Here is a 20,876-nt window from a genome sequence, read left to right on the forward strand (position 1 = left end):
CCCGGTGCGGTCTCTGACTTTCGAGGAGCAGCATGGCGAACACCCTTGGCGACATCCAGACGGTGCTGCGGATCCGCCCGTTCAGGCGCCTGTGGACCGTCCTCGGACTCGCGTCCTTCGGCGACTGGCTGGCCATCTTCGCCACCGCCGGGTTCGCGCAGTCCCTGTTCGACGACCCCGCCGCCAAGGGCGCCGCCTTCTCGGCCACGATCGTCCTGCGCCTCCTGCCGTCCCTCGTCCTCGGCCCCGTCGCCGGCGTCTTCGCCGACCGCTTCGACCGCCGCAAGACCATGGCCGCCTGCGACACCGCCCGCTTCCTCCTCATCGCCTCGGTCCCGACGGTCTACCTCATCACCAACAACACCGCCGTCACCGTCGCCTGGCTCGCCATCGCCCAGCTCTGCATCGAAGGCGCCGTCCTCATCTGGTCGCCCGCGAAGGAAGCGGCCGTCCCGAACCTCCTCCCGCCCGAGAAGTACGAGGCCGCGAACCAGCTCAGCCTCGCCACCACGTACGGCATCGCCCCGCCGCTCGCCTTCGCCGTCCTCGCGATCCTCGAACGCGGCTCCGCCGTCTGGTCCAACCTCGGCGCCTGGGCCGAGCCGATGGTCATCGCGCTCTACCTCACCGCCGCGATGTTCGCGACCCTCGCGGTCACCGTCTACTTCTTCATCCCGCAGATCTCGGGCCGCATCGGCGAGGCCGCCGCCAAGACCTCCAGCGTCTGGCACGACTTCGTCGAAGGCTGGTCCTACCTGCGCACGTCCGAGCGGGTGCGCGGCCTCATCGTCGGCATGCTCGGCGCGTTCAGCGGCGCGGGGATCCTCATCGGCGTCGGCACGGTCTACGCCACCACGCTCGACGCGGGCGAAGCCGCGTTCTACACCCTCGCGGTCTTCCTCTTCCTCGGCCTCGGCGCTGGGATCGCCCTCGGCCCCAAGCTCATCGGCGAGCTCTCCCGCCTCCGCTGGTTCGGCATGAGCATCGTCCTCGCCGGCGCCGGCCTCGCCTTCGACGCCGTCGCCCCCCACATCGTGTTCTCCCTGCTCGGCTCCCTCATCATCGGCCTCGGCGCGGGTATGGCCTTCCTCGCCGGGATCACCCTCCTGCAGCGCGAGACCGAGGACGAGATCCGCGGCCGCATGTTCGCGTTCATCGCCGTCTCCGCCCGCGTCATCCTCATGCTCTCCATGACGATCGCCGCGCCGCTCGCGGGCTGGCAGGCCGCCCGCAGCCTCGACCTCGGCTTCACCGAGGTGTCGCTCTCCATGAGTCGCATCCTGCTCTTCCTCGCCGCCGCCCTCGTCGTCTGGCTCGGCGTCACCGCCTTCCGCTCCATGGACGACAAGCCCGGCGTCCCCGTCTTCGCCGACCTCTGGTCCTCCCTGCGCGGCCGTCCTCTCTCCGCCGTCGACCCGGTCGCCGGCACCGGCTTCTTCGTGGTCTTCGAAGGCGGCGAAGGCGCCGGCAAGTCCACCCAGTCGGTGAAGCTCGCCGCCTGGCTCAAGCTCCGCGGCTACGAGGCCGTCCTCACCCGCGAGCCCGGCGCCACCGACATCGGCATGCGCATCCGCAGCCTCGTCCTGGACTCCGGTGGCGACTCCGCGCCCGCCCCGCGCGCCGAAGCGCTCCTGTACGCCGCCGACCGCGCCCAGCACGTCGACAAGGTCATCCGCCCCGCGCTCGAACGCGGCGCGGTCGTCGTCTCCGACCGCTACATCGACTCCTCCATCGCCTACCAGGGCTCCGGCCGGGCCCTCGGCAAGGACGAGATCGCCTGGGTCTCCGCCTGGGCCACCGGCGGCCTCAAGCCCGACCTCACGGTCCTCCTCGACGTCGACCCGGCCGACGGCCTCCACCGCGCCAAGGCCGGCGGCACCGGCGACCGCCTCGAGCAGGAGGCGCTCGACTTCCACCAGAAGGTCCGCGAGACGTTCCTCCAGCTCGCCGCCGCCGAACCCGCCCGCTACCTCGTGATCGAGCCCGGCGGCACCCCCGACGACATCGCCGCCCGCGTCCGCGACGCCGTCGCCGCGCGCCTCGACATCCGCACCGACACCGCCCGCACCGAGTCGGGTTGGCCCGGTCTCGACGGCACCCGCACCGACGCCGCGGCCGGCGGCACCGCCACCGACGCCCCCGCGGCCCCCGAGTCCACCAAGGACTACGGCTGGGACACCCTCACCGAGGAAGCCGGCCGCCCGTGAGCGTGTTCGACGAGCTCGTAGGCCAGGACGAGGCCCAGCGGGTCCTCGCCGAGGCCGCCCGCGGCCTGGGCATGACCCACGCCTGGCTCTTCACAGGCCCGCCCGGCTCCGGCCGCTCCACTGCCGCCGTCGCCTTCGCCGCCGCCCTCCAATGCCCCGACGGCGGCTGCGGCGACTGCCACACCTGCCGGACCGTCCTGGGCGGCACGCACGCCGACGTCACCCGCGTCATCCCCGAAGGCCTCACCCTCGGCGTCGACCAGGTCCGCCGCCTCATCCTCGAGGCGAGCCGCGCGCCCACGTCGGGGCGGTGGCAGATCCTCATCGTCGAGGACGCCGACCGCCTCACGGAGGCGGCCGCGAACGCGCTGCTGAAGGCGGTCGAGGAGCCGCCGGAGCGGACGGTGTTCCTGCTGTGCGCGCCGTCGACGAACCCGGCGGAGATCTCGGTGACCATCCGCTCCCGCTGTCGGGTGCTGGGCCTGCGCCAGCCGCCGGCCGGCGCGATCGCCGACCTGCTCGTCACCCGCGACGGTCTGGACCGGCGCGAGGCCGAGCTGTACGCGGCTGCGGCGCAAGGGCATGTGGGCCGGGCGCGGCGGCTGGCGACGGACGCGGAGGCGCGGGCGAAACGCCATGACGTGCTGCAGATCCCGCGCCGCCTCACGGGCCTGGGCGCGTGCTTCACTGCCGCGGTCGAGCTGATCGAGGCCGCGGAAGCCGAAGCGTCGGGCGTGTACACCGACCAGTCGGCGGCAGAGAAGGAAGCGCTCGAGACCGCACTCGGCAAGGGCGGCACCGGGAAGGGTGCGTCGAAGGCCGCGCGCGGCTCCGCGGCGGCCTTGAAGGAGCTGGAGAAGCGCCAGAAGACGCGCGACACGCGCGCCCAACGCGACTCCCTGGACCGTGCGCTCGTGGACCTCGCGGCCTTCTACCGCGACGCCCTCGCGGCCGGTTTCGGCGCCCGCGTCGACCCGATCCACATCGACATGGCCGACACGACTCGGGCGGCCGCCGCGAAGCTCAGCGCCGAGTCCCTGCTCCGCCGCATCGACGCGATCCTCGAGTGCCGCAAGGCGATCGAAGCGAACGTCCGCCCCCGCATCGCGGTCGAGGCGATGATGACGAGGCTCTGGCAGAGCTAGCGCCCTCCTCGGCGGCCCCTGCCCCGCAGCCGCGCTGCCGCTGCCCCGCAACGCGATGGAGCGGGGCGCCCTCTCGCGAGCGGTGACGCCCCGTGCCGTTCCAGCGCCACCGCGTGCGACGCGAACTGATACGGTCCGAATCATCCGTTCGGATGTCAATACCTGACCGTTCGGACGATGCCCGCCGGACCGCGGTGTCACGTCTTGATGGAGTCGACCCCTATGCGCCCCAAGCGATAACGAGCCGACCGACCGCCCCGCAGCAGGTGAGCGGCAGGGGCCGGCCGAGCGGACGGGTCGGCGCATTGACAGCAGGTGAGCGCTGCGTGCCGCTGCGGCGGACGCGCAGTCGAAATGGAGATGATGGTGCAGATGAACCGACGTCGGCTGCTGGCCGCTGGAGCCGGGGGCGCGGTCGCGCTCGGACTGCCGGGGATCTCGTTCGCGGCCTCGCGGCCGCAACTGACCCACGGCGTCCAATCAGGGGACGTGAGCGACCGCGGCGCCGTCGTATGGACGCGGGCCGACAGGGCCTCGCAGATGCGGGTCGAACTCGCGACGCGCCCGGACTTCAAGCGCGCCAGGACGATCACCGGACCGGCCCTCACCGAGGCCACCGACTTCACCGGGAAGCTCCGACTCCAGGGCCTGCTGCCGGGCAAGACGTACCACTACCGGATCAGCGCCCTCGCCGACCACTGCTCGGCGCCGCTCCAGGGCTCCTTCACCACCGCGTCGGACGCTCCGGCCGACATCCGCTTCCAGTGGTCGGGCGACCTCGCCGGGCAGGGCTGGGGCATCAACCCCGACCTCGGCGGCTACCGGATCTTCGACACCATGGCCACCTCCGAGCCGGACTTCTTCCTCTGCTCGGGCGACTTCATCTACGCCGACAACCCGATCGCCGCCGAGGTCGTCCAGCCCGACGGGACCGTCTGGCGCAACGTCACCACCGCAGGCAAGTCCAAAGTGGCCGAAACCCTGCCGGAGTTCCGGGCCCAGTTCCAGTACAACCTCATCGACGACAACCTCCGCGACTACCTCGCGAAGGTGCCGATGGTGAACCAGTGGGACGACCACGAAGTGGTCAACAACTGGTACCCCGGCGAGATCCTCGACCTTCCCCAGTACACCGAGAAGAACGTCGACGTCCTCGCCGCGCGGGCCCGCCAGGCGTTCGCCGAGTACACGCCCGGCGCCGTCGGACTCCCCGGCAGCGACCGGATCTACCGCAAGATCGCCTACGGGCCCCTGATGGACCTGTTCGTGCTCGACATGCGCACCTTCAAGGACGCCAACGGCCCCAACAACGCCCCCGAAGGCGGGCGCCTCCTCGGCGACGAGCAGCGCGCCTGGCTCAAGGCCGAGCTCTCGGCCTCGACCGCGACATGGAAGATCATCGCCGCCGACCTGCCGATCGGCCTGATCATCGGCGACGGCACCAACATCTACGAAGGCATCGCCCAGCGCGACAACGGCGCGCCCCTGGGCCGCGAGTTCGACATCGCCGACGTGCTCGCCCACTGCCGCCGCGACGGCGTGCGGAACCTGGTCTTCCTGACCGCGGACGTGCACTACACCGCCGCCCACCACTACAGCCCCGACCGGGCCGCGTTCCAGGACTTCGACCCGTTCTGGGAGTTCGTCTCCGGGCCGCTCAACGCCGGCTCGTTCGGCCCCGGCCGCCTCGACGCCACCTTCGGCCCCCAAGTGGTCTTCCAGAAGCCGCCGCCGGCCGCCAACACCAACCCCGCCGTCGGCTACCAGTTCTTCGGCGAAGTCCACATCGACGCCGAGACCGAGGTCTGCGAAGTGACCCTCAAGGACCTCGACGGCAACGACCTGTTCACCCAGGCCATCGAACCGGCGGCTTAGCCCGAAACGCCGCGCACACTTCGCGGCCCGAACACAAACGGAAGGTCAGACACCAATGGCGGCAATCGAAGCCGGAGACGAACGCGCGGGCGACCGCCTGGAGACCGCCGCGCGCTGGCTCCGCGGTCTGATGGCCCTCGCACTCGTCAACCTTGTCGTCAACAGCGCGTACTTCCTGGTCGCGCTGTACCGGGACATCGAGGTGTTCCCCGACAACGAGGGCGGGCTCGCCGTCTTCTCCTGGTACGACTATGCGATGTTCGTCGTGCCGCCGGCGTTGGCGGTCGCGGCGCACTGGCCGCTGCTCCGAGCGGGCTCGAAGCGGCTGGCGCGGCTGCGGGACGGCGACGACCGCGCGCGGCGCGTGGTGCAGCGGCTCGCGTACGTCAGCGCCGCTGGCCTGGTGCTGTACGCCTGGGCGACCGTCGAGTACCTCGACATCGGGAACCACGCGGACGGCGTCCCCGTGCTCCATCCGGATATCGCGATGCCGCAGCTGGCCTCGGGTGGCGTCAACGTGCTCGGCTGGACCGGACTGCTCTCGCTCCTCGCGATCGTCGTCCTGTTCACTGGGGCGCTCGCGGTCGCCGTCCTGACCCGTCGCGGCCGCGACTAGGACCCCGTCCGGTGCGGCGCGCCGCCCCCGGGGCGGGCGCCGCGTCCCTTATAGGGGGACGGGTGCGCGGGGGGGGGTGACGGCGTCCACAGGTGCTGGATGAACGCGTCGCGCGCTTTCGGGAGCGTGCCGGTGCGCTGCCAGCGGTACCAGGCGCGTTCTTCGACCACGCGCACGCAGAAGTCGCCGTCGGTCTCGAATGCCTCTGAGACGCAGCGGAAGTCGTCTCTGAACTCGCCGCCGGTCCAGTACCAGACCCGCCGCCCGATGAGGCCGGGCACGTCCGATGCCGGGTAGGGGCGGCGGATCGGCGGCGCGTCGGGATCGCAGAGGCGTTCGATGAGGTAGCCCGGGCGCGGCGATCCGGTGCCGGGTTCGGGCTGCTGCACCCACACGTCCTCGGCGGGGACGAGGCTCGCGTACGCGTCGCCGTCGCCGTCGACCGCCCGGTAGTAGTCGGCCTCGGATATCAAGGGCACCAGGAGCATGCCGTCTCTCGTCAAGGGGTCGTCGGCCCGCAGGTCGAACTGCCACCCGCAGCCGGCGCCGCCCGCGATCACCCGCGAGGAGTGCAGGTCGAACGCCCGCGTCGCGGGCATCGGCACCAGCGCCGGAGGGGGCTCGGGAACGGCGAAGGCACTGCTGGATGCGTTGTCGGGCATGCCCAAAGGGATCTCCAGACCTGATGTGACGAGCGGGTGCCAGGGTGACCGGAAGAAAGCATAGGGGGTTGGCACACTCTGGGGATTCACGCCCCTCAGGGCGGCCGTAAAGTTCTTCTCACAAGCACGGAACACTTCTCAACTAAGGATGGAAGAGCTATGAGCGAGTACGACGAGACCGCGGTCGAAGAAGACGTCGCCGCCGAGGACTACACCGCCGAGGAAGAGGTCGTCACCGAGGACTACGCCGCGGACGAGACCTACGAGGACACGTACGACGAGTCCCCCGTCTCCACCGTCACCGAGACCTTCGACGTCGACGGCGACGGCTTCGAGGACTCCACCATCTCCTCCGACGGCGTCACCCTGATCGACGCCGACGGCGACGGCGACGCCGAGGGCATGGCGGTCGACTACGACGGCGACGGCGTCTCCGACGAGCTGTCGCTCGACACCGACGGCGACGGCACCATCGAGTCCTTCGCCTCGGACAGCGACGGCGACGGCATGCTCGACACCTACGAGTCGGACACCGACGGCGACGGCCTGACCGACCAGGTCTCGGCCGACACGAACGCCGACGGCTACATCGACTCGGTCGCCACCGACTCGAACGCGGACGGCTACGCCGACACCGTGATCGCGGACTACGACGGCGACGGCCTGGTGGACGAGATGTCCCTCGACACGAACGCCGACGGCATCACCGACGCCGTGATCTCGGACAGCGACGCCGACGGCTTCCTCGACACCGCCTACACCGAGGCCGTGCCGGAGGGCGACTCCTTCCAGTCGCAGACCGGTCAGGTCATCTAACAACCGAGCGTTCCGATGCCTGGACACCCCTAGGCTCGCTCGCCCTCATAGCGAAGGCCGGATGCACCGCATCCGGCCTCTTCGCGTTCCCCTGGGCAGACAGGGCGTCGCCCGGGTCAGTTGGTGGTGCCGCGCAGGAGCGCCATCGCCTCGGCGCGGGTGCGCGCGTCGGACTGCATGATCCCGCGCACTGCGGACGTGATGGTCTTCGCGCCCTGCTTCCTGATGCCGCGCATGGACATGCAGGTGTGCTCGCATTCGACGACGACGATGACGCCGCTCGCTTCGAGCGACGCGTACAGCTGGTCGGCGATCTGGCTCGTGAACCGCTCCTGCACCTGCGGGCGCTTGGCGTACACCTCGACGAGGCGGGCGAGTTTGGAGAGGCCGACGATCTTCCCGGCGGGGCCGGGGATGTAGCCGACGTGGGCGACGCCGGTGAACGGCAGCAGGTGGTGCTCGCAGAAGGACTGCACGTCGATCTCGCGCACGAGGATGAACTCGTCGTGGTTCTCGTCGAAGGAGGTCTTGAGCACTTCGGCGGGGTCGACGCGCAGGCCGGCGAAGAGTTCGGCGTACGCGCGGGCGACGCGGCGCGGGGTCTCCTGGAGGCCCTGGCGGTCGGGGTCCTCGCCGATCGCCATGAGGATCTCCCGGACGGCGGCTTCGATCCGCTCGAGGTCAACCGCGTCTTCGACGGGGCTGCCGTTGATGCGGCCGTCGATGAGGCGCGCGGCCAGGTTGTCGAGTTCAGCCATCGCACAAGCTTACGACGTATCACTGACAACACCAGTGGCCTCGGCCATCAGGTGGACGCGGAACGGCCCCTCCACCTGCAGGTGGAGGGGCCGCTGCGTGAATGTCGTCACTGCCGGTTACGGCTGCGGGGTCTGCCCTTCGGTGGAGGGCCCGACCTCGATGCCCTCTTCGGGGCCTTCGGCGGGCTTGGAGCCGTTCGGGGTGGAGACGGGCGGTTCGCCGAGCTTGCGCTTGGCGGTGCCGTTGAACGGGGACATCGGCGGGCGCTTGACCACGCGGGTCGCGATCCGCTCGAGGTCCTCGGTGTTCAGCGTCTCCTTCTCGAGGAGCTCGGTGACCATCTGGTCCAGGACGTCGCGGTATTCGGTGACGATCGCGTACGCCTCGTCGTGGGCGATCTCGATGAGGGCCCTGACCTCGGCGTCGATGTCGGCGGCGACGTCGTCGGAGTAGTCCTTCTGGTGCCCGTACTCGCGGCCGAGGAACGGCTCGGAGCCGCCGGAGCCGTACTTGACGGCGCCGAGCTTGGCGGACATGCCGTACTCGGTGACCATCGCACGGGCGACCTTGGTGGCCTTCTCGATGTCGTTGGACGCGCCGGTGGTCGGGTCGTGGTAGACCAGCTCTTCGGCGGCGCGGCCGCCGAGCGCGTACGCGAGCGTGTCGATCATCTCCGAGCGCGTCTGCGTGTACTTGTCCTCGGTGGGCAGCACGAGCGTGTGGCCGAGGGAGCGGCCGCGCGGGAGGATCGTGAGCTTGTGGACGGGCGCGGCGTGCGGGAGCGCGTGGGCGACGAGCGCGTGCCCGGCCTCGTGGTAGGCGGTCATCTTCTTCTCGGCGTCGCCCATGACGCGGCCCTTGCGCTCGGGTCCGGCGATGACGCGGTCGATGGCCTCTTCGAGGGACGCGGCCGAGATCGCCTTCTCGTTGTGGCGGGCGGTCAGGAGCGCGGCCTCGTTGATGACGTTCTCGAGGTCGGCGCCGGAGAAGCCCGGCGTGCGGCGCGCGATGGTCTCGAACTCGACGTTCGGGACGAACGGCTTGCCCTTGGCGTGGACGGCCAGGATCGCTTGGCGCCCTTCCTTGTCGGGGGCGTCGACGGGGATCTGGCGGTCGAAGCGGCCGGGCCGCAGCAGGGCCGGGTCGAGGATGTCGGGGCGGTTGGTGGCGGCGATGAGGATGACGCCGCCGCGCGTGTCGAAGCCGTCCATCTCGACGAGGAGCTGGTTGAGGGTCTGCTCGCGCTCGTCGTGGCCGCCGCCCATGCCGGCGCCGCGGTGGCGGCCGACGGCGTCGATCTCGTCGACGAACACGATCGCGGGGGCGTTCTCCTTGGCCTGGGTGAACAGGTCGCGGACGCGGCTGGCGCCGACGCCGACGAACATCTCGACGAAATCGGAGCCGGAGATGGAGTAGAACGGGACCCCGGCCTCGCCGGCGACGGCGCGCGCGAGGAGGGTCTTGCCGGTGCCGGGAGGGCCGAACAGGAGGACGCCCTTGGGGATCTTCGCGCCGATCTCCTGGTACTTCTTCGGGTCCTCGAGGAAGTCCTTGATCTCGCGGAGCTCCTCGACGGCCTCGTCCGCGCCGGCCACGTCGTCGAACGTGGTCTTCGGGGTGTCCTTGGACACCATCTTGGCCTTGGACTTGCCGAAGTTGAGGACCCGCGAGCCGCCGCCCTGCATCTGCGACATGAAGAACAGCAGCAGGAGGACGATGAGCACGATCGGGAGGAGGCTCAGCAGGAACGACACGAACACGGAGGTCTCGTTGACCTCGGTGTCGAACTTGACGCCCGCGTCCTCGAGCTCGGTGGCGACGGTCTCCATCATCCCGGCCGGGAGGTACGCCTCGACCTGGCTGCCGTCGCTCTTGGTGAGCTGGACCAGCTGCTCCTTGTCGAGGAGGTTGGCCTCCTTGACGTTGCCGTCGTTGATGTCCTTGAGGACTTCGGAGGTCGTGGCCTCCTCGTAGTCGGAGCCGCCGGACCAGAAGCTGCCGATCAGGACCGCGATGAGGGCGATGAGCACGATCCAGACGAGCGGCCTGCGGAAGAACCGCTTCCGCTCAGGTGTGGGTCTCCCGGCGTCGACCACTCGTTTCCTCCTGCGTAATTCGCGTTCTCGAGAGCGATGCTGTCTCGTTCGCGGCTCGCTAGCTTCACCGCGGCCCCACAGGGTTTCCTGGGCTGCAGGGCTGGACAACTCGAACGTACACGGTGCGGAGGTCCGACGTCCCGCAGCGTCAGCACCCCTGGCCCGTCGCGACGGATACCGCCTTACCCCGCCGGCTGATAGACCGTAATTAGTACCACGGGCGGGTTGAGTTCGCCCACCCAAGCCAGCGCCGCGGGCGATCGGGTGGCACCCTTGTTACATGACGTCGGAGCTAGCCAGCCCACCTTCCGTCCCGTCCGCTGCAGCGCGGGACGCGGTGTTCGATCCTGATTCGTGGTACGCCGAGGAGATCGAGCGCACCATCATCACCGAAGACGAGATCCGAGCGAAGGTCGCCGAACTCGGCGCCCGCGTCTCGGCCGACTACGCCGACGGCGTGCTCGAGGACGGCGACGAGCTGCTGCTCGTGGGCGTGTTCAAGGGGGCGGTCATGTTCATGGCCGACTTCGCGAGGGCGCTGAGCGTGCCGGTGAAGATGGAGTTCATGGCGCTGTCCTCGTACGGGAGCTCGACGACCTCGTCGGGGACCGTGCGCATCCTCAAGGACATCGACTCCGATGTGACCGGGAAGCACATCCTCGTGGTCGAGGACATCATCGACTCGGGGCTCACCCTCGACTGGCTGCTGAAGTACCTGGAGGGCCTGCAGCCCGCCTCGGTCTCGGTGGTCTCGATGCTCCGCAAGCCGGGCGTCCAGCGGGTCGACATCCCCGTCAAGTACCTGGGCTTCGACATCCCGAACGAGTTCGTCGTCGGCTACGGCCTCGACTACGCCGAGCGCTATCGCGAGCTCCCCTTCATCGGCGTCCTCAACCCGGCGGTCTACCAGAAGTAACTCCCGAGGACGCACCCCAGCGCCCTCCCCACTCCCGTCCCCGACGGCCCGCGCCCCGCGCGGGCCGTCCTTATTTATTTCGCTACAAGCAGAACCCCACCGCCCGGCCCCCCGAATTGTCAGACCCGGATGTCAGGGTTTTGCCCGAGGGCGCCGAGAACGCGGGCGCCTGAGGCTCCGTGATGCCCGCCATCCAGCCCCGAACACGAGCGCCCCGCGCGACCTGTTCGAAGCCGCGAATGTCGCACCCGCATGCCAGGGTCTTGCCAGGGGGCGCTGAAAACGCGGGCGTCTGAGGCTCAGTGCTGCCCCGGATCCGACCAGCCCGGCGCACCGGGCACCGCCGTCAGACGGCCGCCGCTGCGCCGCACCTCGATCCCTCCGGGAAGGAACGTCGGACCCTGGCCGCGCCAAGCCGCGACCAGCGCGTCGACCGCCTCGAGATGCCGGTGGTTCAGCGCCGACCCGTCGACCCCCGCCTCGAGCACCCACGCCCGCAGCACCCGCTGCCGCACCGGCCCGGCCAGCGCCGCGACCCGCTTCGCATCGAGCCCACCGGCCTCGACCTCGCCCGCAGCGCCCTCGACCCGACACGCCTCCAGCGCCTCCCGCGCCACGCCGTCCAGATAATCAGTGTCGGCCCCGACGAGCGCCGCCGTCTGCGCGAGGTTCGCCACGACGTCCTCGCCGAGCGTCGCCGCCAGCACGTCCATCGCGGGCCGCAGCGCCGACCGCAGGAACCGCGGGTCCGCATTGTGCGGGTCCGCCCACGGCTCGAGCCCGCGCTCGGCGCACGCCGCGTGCGTGTCCGCCCGCGAGACGCCCAGCAGCGGCCGCCGGTACACGCCCCGGACCGCCCGCATCCCGGCGATCCCGCGCGGCCCGCCGCCGCGCGCGAGCGCGAGCAGCACCGTCTCGGCCTGGTCGTCCCTGGTGTGCCCCAAGAGGATCGCGCTGGCGCCGTGCCGCCGCGCGGCCTCGTCCAGCGCCGCGTACCGGGCCGCTCGAGCGGCCGCCTCCGGCCCGCCCGCACCGCCGACGTCGACCGCAATTGCCAGTGCGGGTTCGAATCCCACACGGTTAGCCCACTCGACGACCGCCGCCGCGCGTTCCCGCGAACCCTCTTGCAGTCCATGGTCGACGGTCACGAGCCCGGCCCGCAGGCCCATGCGCGGCGCGCAGAACGCGAGCGTGTCGGCGAGCGCGAGCGAGTCGGGTCCGCCCGAGCAGGCGGCGAGGACGAGCGATCCGTCGGGCAGGTCGGCGATCGCGTCGCGGACGGCGACGCGCAGGCGCGCCACCGCCGGCGGCAGTTTCGCCATGCCGGTCAGCCGTGCCTGGCGCCGAGCCGCTGCGGCGCGAGGCCCTGGCCTCGCAGGACGCGCGCGATCCACCGGTCGGGGTGGTCGATCTCGGTCTCGGTGGGCAGGTGCTCGGGGCGTTCCCAGACGCGGTTGAAGCCGGTGACGCCGTGCTCGGCGACGACGTGGTCGACGAAGCGGCGGCCGGCCGCGTACTGCCGCATCTTGGCGTCGAGGCCGAGGAGCTGGCGCAGGAACCGCTGCAGGGTGGTCGGGTTGGCGCGGCGGCGGTCGAAGCGGCGGCGCAGGAGCGCGACGTGGTTGATGGCGGTGCGGCCGACGCCGTCCATGACGGATTCGGCGTGTCCCTCCAGCAGTGTCATGAGCGCTTGGATCTGCGAGATCGCTTCGCGCTGTTCAGGACTGGTGACCGCGGACATGACGTCGGTGCCGGGTGCCTCTTCGCGCGGCGGGCCGCCGCGTTCCTCTTCGCGGGCCGAGGCGAGGGCGCGGCGCACGGCCCGGGCGAGGCCGGAGGCGGTGGAGCGGTCGGGTTCGGCGGCGTCGAAGAACGCGTGGATGAGGTCGTGGAAGTGCCCGCGCATCCACGGGACGGCGGTGAACTGGGTGAGGTGCGCGGCCTCGTGCACGGCGATCCAGAGGCGGAACTCGCGCGAGGGCAGGCGCAGGCGGCGTTCGACTTCGACGATGTTGGGGGCGACGAAGAGGAGCCGCCCGCTGTCGGTGGAGAAGGTCTCGAACTGGCCGAGCACCCGGGAGGAGAGGAACGCGAGGACCGCGCCGGTCTGGACGCCGGTGAGCTTGGCGGCGGCCGGGACGGGCGCGTTCGGGTCGAGGTCTTCGGCGCCGAGTTCGGTGAGGAGGCGCCGGAATCCGGCGATGTTGGCCCGGCTCCAGCGGGTGCGGTCGACGACGTCGACGTTCACCGCGTGGCCGGGGACGAGTCCGGTGTAGTCGGTGACCAGGTCGATCGCGGTGCGGGCGTGCCGGTGGAGGTCGGCGACGACGTCGAGGGCGCCTTCGGGGCTCATGCGGGGGCCGCCGCGGCTGAAGGCGCGGGAGCAGGAGGCGGCGGTCTGCCAGTCGACGGACGGCAGCATCGGGTTTCCTGCGGGCGGCGCCATCGGACAAGCCTATCCATAGCGCAGTTGCGGCGCCACTGGCACGCGCAAGCGGGCGCGAACCGGCACGTTTCGGACCTGCGGCTCAAGCTTGACCGCGGCTGTTTGCCGCCGTTGCCGCCCGCCGTGCCGACCGCTTCCAGCAGGGGGAGCGGTTTGCGGCGGTTCGCCCGTGCCGCATTTCACTCACAGTGACAAAACGGATTCAAATATCGAACATCTTGAAACTATCGGACTCCGGATGCTACGTTCTTCTCGAGTCCGCAACATCTTGCAGTAATGCAGGCAGGAATTGCAAAGGGAGCAACGATGCCTCACCACGTCCGCCGCCGCGCACTGCCCGCCATCGGCGGTGCCGCCCTAGCGGCCCTCCTCGCCGCCGCCGTCCCCACCGCCCCGACCGGAGACGACCCCGCCCCGCAACCCCTCGACGCCGCCCCCGCCGCCGCCCTCACCGGCGGCGACTCCACCCTCAACATGTTCGAATGGACCTGGAACTCCATCGCCGCCGAATGCGCCGGCCCCCTCGCCGACTCCGGCTACACCTACGTCCAGACCTCCCCGCCCAACGAGCACATCCTCGGCGAAGACGCCACCGCCGGCGAAGAACACGCCTGGTACATCCATTACCAGCCCGTCAGCTACAAGATCGAATCCCGCCTCGGCACCCGCGCCGAATACCAGAACATGGTCGCCACCTGCGAAGCCAACGGCATCGGCGTCATCGCCGACGTCGTCATCAACCACATGGCCGCCGGCTCCGCCACCGAAGAACGCACCGGCTGGGCCGGCAGCCGATACCGCCAGTTCCACTACCCCGACGCCGGCTACGACGCCTCCGACTTCCACAACACCGGCTCCTCCTACTGCGAGATCACCAACTACCAGGACCGCAACCAGGTCCAGAACTGCCACCTCGTCGGCCTCAACGACCTCGACACCTCCCAGACCGACGTCCGCGAGACCATCGCCGCCTACCTCGACGACCTCCAGAGCCTCGGCGTCGCCGGCTTCCGCGTCGACGCCGCCAAGCACATCTCGGCCACCGACCTCGCCGCCATCATGAACCTCGTCGACGGCGACCCCTACATCGTCCAAGAAGTCATCGGCGCCGCCGGCGAACCCATCACCGAAGCCGAGTACACCGGCATCGGCGACGTCCAGGAGTTCAGCTACGCCTACGACCTCAAGAACCACATCAACGGCGGCTCCGAAGCCCGCCACCTCACCACCATGGGCACCAGCTGGGGCTACACCACCCCCGCCGGCGTCTTCGTCGCCAACCACGACACCGAGCGCGGCTCCCAGACCATGAACTACCAGTACGGCCAGGACTACCTCCTCGCCGAAGCGTTCATGCTCGCCCACCCCTTCGGCACCCCCGCCTCCTACACCGGCTACGAATTCGCGAACAACCACGCCGCCCCGCCCCTCAACCCGGACGGCTCCGTCGCCGACGCCGTCTGCGGCACCGGCGCCTTCACCTGCCTCCACCGCTCCCCTTACATGAGCGGCATGGCCGGCTTCCGCGCCGCCACCGCCGGCGAAGCCGTCGTCAACACCTGGGGCTCAGGCGACGCCCTCGCCTTCGGCCGCGGCGACGCCGGCCACGCCGTCGTCAACGCCGGCACCTCCTCGATCACCCAGACCTTCACGACCTCGCTCCCGAACGGCTCGTACGTCGACGTCATCTCCGGCAGCACCGTCACCGTCTCCGGCGGCGCCTTCACCGCCACCGTCGCGGCGAAGACCGCGCTGGCGATCTACGCGGGCAACAGCTCGGGCGGCGGCGGCAACGAGGGCGAAGCGGACGACTGCGTCGCCGTGAACGCGACCGTGAGCGGCACGAACATGGGCGACGAGGTGTACATCGTCGGTTCGATCCCGCAGCTCGGCAACTGGACCGCGATCAGCTCGGCGCACCTCTCGGGCGCGTCGTACCCGGTGTGGAAGGGCACGATCGCCGGCCTCCCGGCGGGCACGACCTTCCAGTACAAATACGTGATCGTGCGTTCTTCGGGCGCCTACACCTGGGAGTCGATCGGGAACCGGACGGCGACCGTGCCCGCCTCGGGCTGCCTGAACCTCAACCAGACCTGGAACGTCGCGTAACCCCGAGCGACGCAAAGGGGCCCCGGGCGACAGCCCGGGGCCCCTTCTTCGCGCTTCCGTCGCCTGCCGAACTAACAGCCGCACTGCGACACCTCGGCGGTGACCGCGTCCATGGCCGCTTCAACGGCTTCCGTCCCGGTCGTGTGGCCGTTGCTGATGAGCGAGAAGATCAGCTGCCTGCCGTCCGCGGTGGTGAGCGTGCCGGTCAGGGAGATGACGCCGGTCGGCTGCGTGAGGGTGCCGGTCTTGCCCCGCACGACGCCCATGCCTTCCTCGGCGTCGCCGAAGCGGTCGTCCAGTGTGCCCGAGTAGCCCGCGACCGGCAGCGACTCGAACACCGACGACGCCTGCGACCCGGCGGCGCCGAGCAACATCTGCGTGAACGCCTCCGCGGTCATGCGGTCGTCGGGGGAGAGCCCGGACCCGTCGTGGAACACCAGCCCGGCCGTGTTCACCCCGAGGTCTTCGAGGGTCGCGGCGTGCACGGTCGACATGGCGGCCCAGGTCATCTCGCCTTCGACCACCAGCGCTGTCTGGAGCGCCACCGCGTCTGAGAGCAGGTTGTCCGAGGTCAGGATGAACGAGTCCACGAGCGCGGACATCGGCGCGGAGTGGACGACGGCCAGCTCGGCCGCGCCCGCTTCGGCGGTCCCGGCCTCGACGGTGCTCGCGCCGAGGAGGTTCGCGAACTCCTGGGCGGCGACCAGCGCCGGGTCGGCGTGGTGGGGGGAGTACTTCAACGTGTTGTCGGTGCGGCCGCCGTCGACCATGATCGGCGCCATCGGCGCGGTCGAGGTGTCCAGTTCGGCCGCGGTCACGCCCGCGGCGCTGACCGAGTCGGTGAACACGCTCGTGTCGAGGTAGACGGTGGTCGGCGCGGTGCCGCCGCGCGCTTCGAGGACGAGTTCGGCGAGCTCCGTGAGGCTCGCGCCCTTCCCGTACGCCGTGTAGTAGCCCTCGCCGTCCACGGTCAGGGTCGGGTCGCCGCCGGCGACGAGCACGACACTGTCCTCGGTCGGGCCCTCCACGACCTTGGTCGGGATGCGGTATTCGGCGCCGAGGTGCTGGAACGCGGCGACGGCAGTGACCACTTTCATGGAGGAGGCCGGCGCGAGCGGGGTCGTCGCCTCCTGCTCGAAGAGGACTTCCCCGGTCAGGGCGTCGGCGAAGGACGCGGAGAGGCTCCCGTTCAGGCGGGCGTCGGCGAGCAGGTCCGGCAGGACCGAGGCGAGGTCGGGGAGCGGCGCGTCGGCGTCCGACCCGGCGAGCACGGGCGCGGGCTCGGCCGGGGGATAGGCCTCGGGTGCGGTGAGCGTCCCGGTCCGAGGGCTGGTGACGGCCGAGATCTGCCACACCAGACCCCCCGCTGCGGCTACGGTGACCACGATGGCGAGGGCCGCGAGTACCCAGGTGAGCGCCCGTCTGCGGCGCGCTCCGCCCTGCTGCGGGGCGGGTGCGGCGTGTGGCGTACTACTCGCGACCTTGGGGTCGGCGTTGTCGCTGAGGGACATGCACAGAGACTAGGCCATTAAGAGCACTGCATTTGAGCCTGGAGGAGGTCGGCCGATGGAGTTCGACGTGACCGTGGAGATCCCGAAAGGGAGCGCCAACAAGTACGAGATCGACCACGAGACCGGACGCATCCGTCTGGACCGGACGCTGTTCACCGCGACGGTGTACCCGGCCGACTACGGCTTCATCGACGACACGCTGGGCCAGGACGGCGACCCGCTGGACGCTTTGGTCCTGGTGGAGCCGACGTTCCCCGGTTGCGTGATCCGCGCGCGTGCCATCGGCATGTTCCGGATGCGCGATGAGAAGGGCGTGGACGACAAGGTGCTGTGCGTTCCGGCCGAGGACCCCCGCAAGGACCGGTTCAAGGACATCGCCGACGTTCCCGAGTTCGACCGCCTGGAGATTCAGCACTTCTTCACGGTGTACAAGGACTTGGAGCCTGGCAAGAGCGTCGAAGGCGCGACTTGGACCGGACGGGCGGAAGCCGAGGAAGAGGTGCGCCGTTCCTTCGAGCGCGCCAAGGCCAACGGCTACCACTCGAACCACTAGCGGGACACGCACCACGAACTAAACAAGGAACGGCCCGGACGCACCACGTCCGGGCCGTTCCTTTCGTCTACACCGCGACCACGACCGCCGCCAGGGCCACCGCCGCCATCGTCACTGCCGCCCGTTCACCCTGCCCGCGAAGCACTTCAGCTCCCCTTCAGCATCCCTGCGGCAGGGTTGTTGCCCGGGGGCGCTCCGTACTACACGCGAGGGTAACTACCGTGCTGCCTGCTGCCTGCTGCCTGCTGCCTGCTGCCTGCTGCCCGCTGCCCGCTTCCGCCTTCAGCTCCGCTTCAGGTTCCCCGAGGCAGGGTTGTTGCCGGGGGCCCGCGCTACTACACGCGAGGGTAGCTATGGACTCAGGTGCTCACGATGTCGAGCTGCCACGGCTTGGAGCGCGTCGCCGGTTCGCTCAGCTCGACCTTCAAGCCTTGCCCGGCGAGGAAGTCAGCCAGATCCGCCGCGGACTCGGGCCGGGCGCCGCCGGCGAGGAGCGCGCGGGCGACCTCGCCTCGGGTGGCCTTGGCCATGTGGGTGACCACGCTGCGTCCGCCGTCCGCGTCCTCTTTGAACACACGCACGGCGACGCCGCGGTCCTTCGGACCCCACACCTGGGCGTACGTGCCCGAGCGGAGGTCCACGATGAGCTCATCGCGGGCGCCGAGCACGTCGGCGACGGCCGGTCGCCACAGTTTCGCGAGCGTGTCGAGCCCGGCGAACCGCGTAGACATCGGCATCCGGTACGGCGGCACCCGGTCGGAGGGCCGCAGGAGCCCCCACAGCGGCGACGCGATGAAGACCTGCTCGCCGTCGGGGAGGTCCCCGAGCCCGAGCCGGTCGTAGAGGACGCCGTTGTACAGCTCCCACGCCGCAAGGGTCGGCGCCGTGCGGAGCGTCCGGCCGGCCTGGACGTAATGGCGTGCGCTCGCAGGGAGTTTGAGCGCCTTCACGGCGGCGTCCTCGTCGGCGCACAGCTCGACCAGGCGGTCGACGAGGAGTTCGCGGATGGGGTTCAGCGCGGGTGAGGAGAGTCGGCCGAGGTCCAAGGGCGGACCGTCGCCTTGACCGGCCTTTCCTTCTGACGGCGGCAGCAGTATGAGCACAGCAGGCGAGTCTACCTGCCCGTCCGCCTGGTGCCGCCGGGGCCGTGCCGCGCGGCGAGCGCGTTCCTCAGATCCGTTGGGAATTCACCCGACCGGGTGTGTGCGGGGTTGACGCCATGGTTTATAGTACATATGTTCGATCAAGCGGGAGCGGGTCCGACCCCACCGAGGACTGCGTGCGACGCTGGTCGAATAGGCGCGGCGGCGGTGCTCCGCGACTGCCGCCGCGCCGTCCACCAGCGGCGGTGCGAAGCCCACACCGCCCGCCGCAGGCTCCACCGCCACCGGCCCGGCGGTGGAGTCCGTCCAAGAACTGGTTCTCAGCCATCGCTCACTGCCTCCTGCGCGTCGTCCACAGGCTGTGGACGACCGGCCTCCCGCCACTATCGCACCCGCCGCCGACAATCCGAGTGCCGCAGGCCATCCGGCCCCCGCCACCCGCACCGGCACTCCCCTGATGCGGTAATCTCCCCGTTGGGTCTATAGCTCAATTGGCAGAGCTGCGGACTTTTAATCCGTAGGTTGTGGGTTCGAGTCCCACTGGACCCACCAAAAGCCCAGCTCAGCCAGGGCGCAAGAAACCGGGCGAGCCCGAATGCCCGCCCGGTACAGCACCGGAGTACAGCAGCTAGCCCAGCTCCTCCCCAAGACGCCGCAGCGCCTCGCGCGTGGCCTCATCGGAGACCTTCGTATAGACCTCCATCGTGATGTCGAACTTCGAGTGACGAAGAATGCGCATCGCAACCCGAGGGTGAACGTCGAGGTCCGCCAGGAGCGAGCTGCAGGTTCGGCGAGCATCGCGCCGAGTCATGCGAGGCACCCCCGCCAGATCGCAGCGACGATCCCACATCCGCGCAAAACTCCGAGGCTCAAGCGGCGTTCCAATCCGCGAGGTCAGCAACAGGTCCGAGCCCTGCCACGCCTCCCCGGCAGCCGCACGGTCCAGCTCCTTCTGCCGAAGGCGGATACGGGCCGCCGTCACGTAGATGTCCGGCAGCGGCAAGTAGTCCTCGGCCTCATCGGTCTTCAACTCGTTCAACGACAGTTCCTTGCCCAGCCGCTGGAGCTGCCACGCCAGCCGAGCTGCCCCGCTTCAAGATCCAACTCGCTTTCGCCGACGCCGAGCGCTTCGCCGCTGCGCAGCCCGAGCACGAGAACGCCGACGTAGCGGACATAGCAGGGATCGTCATCCTCACGCGCCGACTCCAAGAACCGGCGAGCCTCCTCGGAACTCCAACGACGACGCTGCGTCTTGTGCTTGCGCACCGGGCGGACCTTGACCGGGGAGGCGACGTTCTTGTCTATCTCCTCCTCGGCGACGGCACACCCGAGCATTGCGCGCAGGTCCGCCGCAGCCCTCGGAGCGACTCCTTCGAGTACAAGTCCTTGCAGCATTTCTTGAGCGCACAGCATCGACGCTTTTCCGGCATGCGTCCAGTGTCCTTTCCCTGGAAGCAGCAGTGACAGGTTGCGGCCACCTTGTTCAACCAGACCTGCACGTCACGCACCCGAAGCGTCGTCAGCTTCTTGCCGCCGATGCCCGGCGCGATCTGAGTCCGCACCCAACCGCTGTAGTTGATATACGTTCCCAGAGAGAGGTTCGGCTTGACGATCTCCTCGGGCCAGTACGCGGCGTACGCGGCCACGGTGTCAGTGCTCGTAGACACCACGTTAGTTCTCGCCTTGGCCTGCAACTCAATCCATTTGGCGTGGCACGTGTCGCGGTCCTTGGACGTCACGTACTTGCGCTTCAGCAGCCCTGACGGCGTCGTCACCCAGACGTAGGCAGCCCAGCCGTCCTTGTAGGGGTACATCGAGCCTTCGCGGTTGCCCCGCTTCCGTCCAGTCATGCCGCCAACTCCATGACCTCGGAATCGGCGGCCTTGCGCTCGACATACTCATCTACCCACTGGGGGAGGCTGCGGCGGCTACCGCCGTCCTTGAGCGACCGCAGCTCACCGGAGTAGACCAGGGTTTTTACCTTGGCAACGCTGTAGCCGAGCAGTTCGGCGACCTGCGCCATCGTGTACCAACGTGGCGCGAGAACGACCTTTCCATCCAT

16 protein-coding genes, 1 tRNA gene and 1 pseudogene are annotated in these 20,876 nt (G+C 69.9%); 9 read left to right on the forward strand and 9 right to left on the reverse strand.

Translation table 11 applies throughout. From position 1 onward, the window contains the following. Positions 1-32 precede the first annotated feature (32 nt). The 4 genes from tmk (at position 33) to J5V16_RS22885 (ending at position 5,843) form a co-directional block, all read left to right on the forward strand. Positions 33-2,207, forward strand: a complete 2,175-nt coding sequence (gene tmk / locus J5V16_RS22870) for a dTMP kinase (protein WP_208499444.1) — start codon at positions 33-35, stop codon at positions 2,205-2,207. After that, positions 2,204-3,352, forward strand: a complete 1,149-nt coding sequence (locus J5V16_RS22875; RefSeq protein ID WP_208499447.1) for a DNA polymerase III subunit delta' — start codon at positions 2,204-2,206, stop codon at positions 3,350-3,352. Before tmk ends, J5V16_RS22875 begins: the two co-directional genes overlap by 4 nt. A gap of 363 nt (positions 3,353-3,715) precedes the next feature. After that, on the forward strand, positions 3,716-5,227 hold the full coding sequence (locus J5V16_RS22880) for an alkaline phosphatase D family protein (protein WP_408612515.1): 1,512 nt from the start codon (positions 3,716-3,718) through the stop codon (positions 5,225-5,227). Between the two features lie 55 nt (positions 5,228-5,282). Continuing rightward, the gene (locus J5V16_RS22885; protein WP_208499453.1) at positions 5,283-5,843 is read left to right on the forward strand and encodes a hypothetical protein; all 561 of its coding nucleotides are present in this window, start codon (positions 5,283-5,285) and stop codon (positions 5,841-5,843) included. Here the strand turns inward: J5V16_RS22885 and J5V16_RS22890 are convergent. Next, positions 5,840-6,505, reverse strand: a complete 666-nt coding sequence (locus J5V16_RS22890) for a hypothetical protein (RefSeq protein WP_208499456.1) — start codon at positions 6,503-6,505, stop codon at positions 5,840-5,842. The two genes, J5V16_RS22885 and J5V16_RS22890, sit on opposite strands and share 4 nt — an antisense overlap. A 159-nt stretch (positions 6,506-6,664) precedes the next feature. Here J5V16_RS22890 and J5V16_RS22895 point away from each other — a divergent pair, with 159 nt between their 5' ends. Next, complete coding sequence (locus J5V16_RS22895) at positions 6,665-7,321, forward strand: hypothetical protein (RefSeq protein ID WP_208499459.1); 657 nt, start codon at positions 6,665-6,667, stop codon at positions 7,319-7,321. 116 nt (positions 7,322-7,437) lie between these two features. On the opposite strand, the gene folE is transcribed toward J5V16_RS22895, so the two are convergent. After that, positions 7,438-8,079, reverse strand: coding sequence for a GTP cyclohydrolase I FolE (gene folE, locus J5V16_RS22900; protein ID WP_208499462.1), 642 nt, complete (start codon positions 8,077-8,079; stop codon positions 7,438-7,440). A gap of 117 nt (positions 8,080-8,196) precedes the next feature. Then, positions 8,197-10,176 carry an ATP-dependent zinc metalloprotease FtsH gene (ftsH, locus tag J5V16_RS22905; RefSeq protein ID WP_307793046.1) on the reverse strand — a complete coding sequence of 660 codons (1,980 nt, stop codon included), beginning with the start codon at positions 10,174-10,176 and terminating at the stop codon, positions 8,197-8,199. A gap of 337 nt (positions 10,177-10,513) precedes the next feature. On the opposite strand from ftsH, the gene hpt reads away from it, so the two are divergent. Next, positions 10,514-11,092, forward strand: a complete 579-nt coding sequence (hpt, locus tag J5V16_RS22910) for a hypoxanthine phosphoribosyltransferase (protein ID WP_307793047.1) — start codon at positions 10,514-10,516, stop codon at positions 11,090-11,092. 299 nt (positions 11,093-11,391) lie between these two features. Here the strand turns inward: hpt and tilS are convergent, their stop codons facing one another. Both tilS and J5V16_RS22920 read right to left on the reverse strand, forming a co-directional pair. Then, complete coding sequence (tilS, locus tag J5V16_RS22915) at positions 11,392-12,414, reverse strand: tRNA lysidine(34) synthetase TilS (protein ID WP_208499469.1); 1,023 nt, start codon at positions 12,412-12,414, stop codon at positions 11,392-11,394. Positions 12,415-12,419: 5 nt separating this feature from the next. Continuing rightward, positions 12,420-13,538 carry a zinc-dependent metalloprotease gene (locus tag J5V16_RS22920; RefSeq protein ID WP_208499472.1) on the reverse strand — a complete coding sequence of 373 codons (1,119 nt, stop codon included), beginning with the start codon at positions 13,536-13,538 and terminating at the stop codon, positions 12,420-12,422. A 306-nt stretch (positions 13,539-13,844) separates the two neighbouring features. Between J5V16_RS22920 and J5V16_RS22925 the strand changes: the two genes are divergently transcribed. Then, positions 13,845-15,647, forward strand: coding sequence for a carbohydrate-binding module family 20 domain-containing protein (locus J5V16_RS22925; RefSeq protein WP_208499475.1), 1,803 nt, complete (start codon positions 13,845-13,847; stop codon positions 15,645-15,647). A 71-nt stretch (positions 15,648-15,718) separates the two neighbouring features. Here J5V16_RS22925 and dacB read toward each other — a convergent pair whose 3' ends face one another. Beyond that, on the reverse strand, positions 15,719-17,158 hold the full coding sequence (gene dacB, locus J5V16_RS22930) for a D-alanyl-D-alanine carboxypeptidase/D-alanyl-D-alanine endopeptidase (RefSeq protein ID WP_208499478.1): 1,440 nt from the start codon (positions 17,156-17,158) through the stop codon (positions 15,719-15,721). 55 nt (positions 17,159-17,213) lie between these two features. Here dacB and J5V16_RS22935 point away from each other — a divergent pair, with 55 nt between their 5' ends. Continuing rightward, a complete protein-coding gene (locus J5V16_RS22935) occupies positions 17,214-17,711 on the forward strand; it encodes an inorganic diphosphatase (protein WP_205325795.1) in 498 nt (165 codons plus the stop codon). 359 nt (positions 17,712-18,070) lie between these two features. Here J5V16_RS22935 and J5V16_RS22940 read toward each other — a convergent pair whose 3' ends face one another. After that, positions 18,071-18,814: a YaaA family protein gene (locus tag J5V16_RS22940; RefSeq protein WP_208499480.1), complete on the reverse strand. Its 744-nt coding sequence runs from the start codon at positions 18,812-18,814 to the stop codon at positions 18,071-18,073. Between the two features lie 476 nt (positions 18,815-19,290). Between J5V16_RS22940 and J5V16_RS22945 the strand changes: the two genes are divergently transcribed. After that, positions 19,291-19,366: transfer RNA gene (locus J5V16_RS22945), tRNA-Lys, on the forward strand. Positions 19,367-19,442: 76 nt separating this feature from the next. Here the strand turns inward: J5V16_RS22945 and J5V16_RS25855 are convergent. Further along, positions 19,443-20,664, reverse strand: a pseudogene (locus J5V16_RS25855) (site-specific integrase). Then, positions 20,661-20,876 (reverse strand): helix-turn-helix domain-containing protein, encoded by a 216-nt coding sequence (locus J5V16_RS22965; RefSeq protein ID WP_208499491.1) that lies wholly within the window; start codon positions 20,874-20,876, stop codon positions 20,661-20,663. Before J5V16_RS22965 ends, J5V16_RS25855 begins: the two are co-directional and overlap by 4 nt.

It is taken from the genome of Glycomyces niveus, from assembly GCF_017592475.1.
Taxonomy (GTDB): domain Bacteria; phylum Actinomycetota; class Actinomycetes; order Mycobacteriales; family Micromonosporaceae; genus Glycomyces; species Glycomyces niveus.